General features: G+C 50.8%; 3 protein-coding genes. 1 reads left to right on the plus strand and 2 read right to left on the minus strand.

All coding sequences use genetic code 11. From position 1 onward, the window contains the following. The coding region (locus PHC90_14665) for a TIGR03768 family metallophosphoesterase (protein MDD3847588.1) at positions 1 to 1,804 on the minus strand (1,804 nt) is incomplete at its 3' end. 94 nt (positions 1,805 to 1,898) lie between these two features. On the opposite strand from PHC90_14665, the gene PHC90_14670 reads away from it, so the two are divergent. Continuing rightward, the gene (locus tag PHC90_14670; protein MDD3847589.1) at positions 1,899 to 2,762 is read left to right on the plus strand and encodes a transposase; all 864 of its coding nucleotides are present in this window, start codon (positions 1,899 to 1,901) and stop codon (positions 2,760 to 2,762) included. A gap of 1,018 nt (positions 2,763 to 3,780) precedes the next feature. On the opposite strand, the gene PHC90_14675 is transcribed toward PHC90_14670, so the two are convergent. Beyond that, the coding region (locus tag PHC90_14675; protein ID MDD3847590.1) for a hypothetical protein at positions 3,781 to 4,068 on the minus strand (288 nt) is incomplete at its 5' end.

Here is a 4,068-nt window from a genome sequence, read left to right on the forward strand (position 1 = left end):
AAGGAAGGTAAGGCGCGCCCGGGTCCACCGGGAATATCTGAGAAGCTGCTATACCATACGAACGTGATTGCGCCGCGGGAGATCCCGGCTTTACGGCGGGATCGACGTTCGTTGTAAATATTGAAATTGTATTATCACTGTTGCGGACTATATCAAAAAGACGAAATTGCTGGGGAAAGTCCCTGAGAGACGCTGTTTCAACGACCCAGAAACCGTATTCAGGATGTTTGACAGGATCCGGTGAAGGCAATGCCGTAACCGCATTGTAATGGCGATGTCCTGATATCCACAATATGAGATTCGAATAGGCGTGAAGTTTGGCAATCAATGCATTCTCTGCAGGCGATGAATCGACGTCCCACATGAACGAGCCAATTCCGATAGGAACATGTGCGGCGACTATCATAAGCTTATTCTCGGCCTGGCCTTTATCGAGTTCTCTTACGAGCCAGTTGTAACGCTCGGAGTCGAGGGAACCGCTTGCGCCGGTGGCATTCTTGCCGAAGATACCGTCATCTTTTTCGGTATCGTCGAGTACGATTACCTTGAGTGGAAGACCCTGCCTGGGCTCAAAAGTATAGCAGGCAAATCCCGTATTGATGCTATCTCGCGAAAACCCATGCCCGATGGGTCCAGACTCGCTGTTAAAGAGTTCTGTCATCCAGTCATTTCTGGAAACCGAACGGCGATCGGGGTTTGCATTTACCTTCGGAGGGGTCGAAAAATTAGCCTCAGAGCCTGCCGAAATGATCTTTGCATATGGTGTCGAACCATCTACAACACCCGTATAGTAACCCCGGCGATCGATATTGGCACGATCTTTTACAACATCGCCGACATTAAGTACATATCCGCCGACAAAGGTACTCTTGATCCTTTCCGTTGGCGGGTAAACACCGGACCAGAAATGATCGTGATTACCGAGGACCTGATACCAGGGGATCGACCTGTCAAGGCCTGCCGCCTTATACGGGCGCAGGTAATCGGTCGATGCGGAAGACCTGGGATTCGAATTCGGGTTGATATCCCGGCCATCAATAACGTCAATATACCATCGAAGCTCGTTAAGCTGAGTGTTGTTAATTGCGTCACCCAGGAATATGCCGAAATCGACGGGCTGTTTCTTATGAAGTGTGTTCACCGTCTGCACGGCGGCATCCAGGACATGAGTCGTATATGGAATAATAGCCGAATATGCCGAGGACATGCCGGCCTGCCCCTGCAGACCGAAGTAGATAGTCTGAGCCGGTGATTGTACGTCGGTGATATGTATGTCACTCATGGTGAAGAAACGCAGGATATTTGAAGCCTTTGTAACCGATGTTCCAGTATATGCCGGCGTCATGATATCCAGCCGTTTCTGAGGTTTAAGGCCGGCGCCTGCCCGCCATGCTCCATAACCGTTCCGAGAATATTGAGCGACATCATTGGGAAGAAGCCGGGGCGAATTTGAAGGCACCGGAACCGGAACAACGGTCTTCTCAATCGTTGTAACGACCTCAGATTCTATGGGATAAGTGGCCATTCTGGTTGATGACCGAGCAGTGTTGGAATTGTCTGCATACACGGTGAATTGCAGGATCATGATGCTGACAATAGTAGATAGACACATGTATCCGAGATTTTTGCATGACAACATAGCGTGGGCTCCTTTAGTGGATATCCGACCTCTCCGGCCGATTGTAATATTATCGTCATATGCGGCGATATCTATAGTGCAGGATATCGATACGGTCGGGCAGACATTTGCTGATAGATATTCAGGATCTGGCACGCGCACCACCGGTGATACGGGGTCACCCACTGGAGGGCACTCTGTCAACAAATAATGCTCCCCCGCTGCCAAACCACTGGGGTCAGGTCTTGTATTTGACCATTTCTCGTGATATGCTAACCCTATGGCACGTCCTCTCCGTATAGAATATCCAGGAGCCTTTTATCATATCACCTCCCGCGGCAACGGCGGGGACAGCATATTCAAGAACGATACAGATCGGAATTTTTTCCTTGAGATTCTTGGAGAAACGGTAAAACAATATCGCTGGGTGTGTCATGCCTACTGCCTCATGGACAACCATTATCATCTTGTTGTCGAGACCCCCGAGGCGAACCTGTCCCGGGGAATGAGGTACCTGAACGGTGTGTACACACAGAAATACAACTGGCTGAATAACCACAGGGGTCATATCTTCCAGGGGAGGTTCAAGGCGATCATCGTTGACAGGGACAGCTATCTCCTCGAACTCTCCCGGTATGTGGCGTTAAATCCCGTCCGAGCGAACATGGTGGAGCATCCCGGCCACTGGAAGTGGAGCAGCTACCGGGCTACGGCAGGCAAAGGCCCTGTGCCTTCCTTTCTCGCAACAGACTTCATCCTCGCTCTTTTTGCCAAAGAGCGAAGTCGTGCCCGGGAGTTCTACGCTTCCTTCGTCCTTGAGGGGATAACCCGGGAATCACCATGGAAGGACCTCAGGGGACAGATATTCCTCGGAGATAATAACTTCATAGCCGCGTGCAAAGCCCTGTTTTCCAAAGGGGAGTCACTGGAGGTGCCCCGGCAACAGCGCCACGCGCAGAGGCCGCCGCTGGAGATGCTCTTCAATACTGAAGAGAGCAGAAAGGACAGGAACGAGAAGATCACACGGGCATTCGGGGAATATGCCTACACCCTGCAGGAGATTGCTGATGTGCTGGGGCTTCATTACTCCTCGGTGAGCAGGATTGCCAGGGCGGGGAAGAAAATGACCAAATACAAGACCTGACCCCAGGGTGTGTTTCCACCACTTTCTTGAGAACGGCCCATCAGGAGAAATTAATTTGAGAATGATAGATATAGGCTGCAACTCTGCTGTAGACGCAGGTCTCTATACGTTTACCTTCAACAAAACAGGCGCCAGGGTCAGTGCGCGATACACATACACCTATCGGTGGGATGGTGAACGGTGGCTCATTACCAGTCATCACTCTTCTGCTATGCCCGAGAAGTAACCGCTTGACCAATGAACCACCGGCGGATCATGGGATGTCCCATGCCTGCCCCTTTTCTTGACGAGAGCGAGGCTGATGAAAACATCAGTGACGAGAGCAGGCCGGGGATGTTCTCAAGGAATCAGGGAAATCACCAAATCACCAGAAAGCCTACGGGAGGAGGTACCCATTATGAGTAAAGCAGGGAAGCGGATGATTGTCAACGGCCCCGACCCTGATAGTCGGCGTCCCCAAAGTCTCAATCGAATGGCGTTCATTCCTCATGATATATCCCTTCATGTCGTTCGCCATCGGGCAACCACTCGAAATCGTGAATTGCTTCGTTCCAGAAAAGCGCACGTGTCGGGCCGGACGCCGAATTCCATCCGTTATTCAGGGCCCATCTTACGGCCTTCGCAACCGATGCCGGGCGCATCTCAAATTCCCAGGGGTACGGGTCAATGTATAATACAAACCGCTTTCCTGCCTGACCAATTGTGAAAACATCCGTACTGCAAAGAGGACAATGGGCATCGTAATGCCACAGATATTCCTCACCATCTATAACAAGTTTCCGGGTTCCCTTTTTCGGCCAGGCCATTTTTCGAATCCCTTCCGGGGCAACTTTTGGGACATCCTTCACATTTTCACATTCCTCTTTCTGCCAGGTTTGAACGAGCGATGGTGGTTGTGGGTGGTATTAGCCAAATGGTAGTCCTCCCCCCAAAAAATGTCAATAACAAGCGCGCCTCTTCCCGGGGCAAATAGGGGGCGTAGAGGGCTATACCCTCCTTCTCAGAGCGATCCCTTGCCTCATCTTGCCGCGATGTTAATCGCCTCAACATCAGCTGGCGCGGTTAGACGTTCCCCGTCGAGAATGTGAAAATGGATAACGTAAGACATCTTTCGCACACTTAAGAGCATGGACGTGAACAGTCCGGGGAAGAAAAACAGAGAGTTTCTTACTTTCTTGGGGATGTCCCCTAACTCCCCCTGTTCGCCGAGTGTCTTCAGGAATTTCTTGACGGTTCTTACGATTTGAACATTGACTTCAACCATATAAAGAGATCCTTGATCGCCGAAAGTTCGTTTTTTGGTGAA

It is taken from the genome of Syntrophorhabdaceae bacterium (genome assembly GCA_028698615.1).
Classification (GTDB): Bacteria; Desulfobacterota; Syntrophorhabdia; order Syntrophorhabdales; family Syntrophorhabdaceae; genus Delta-02.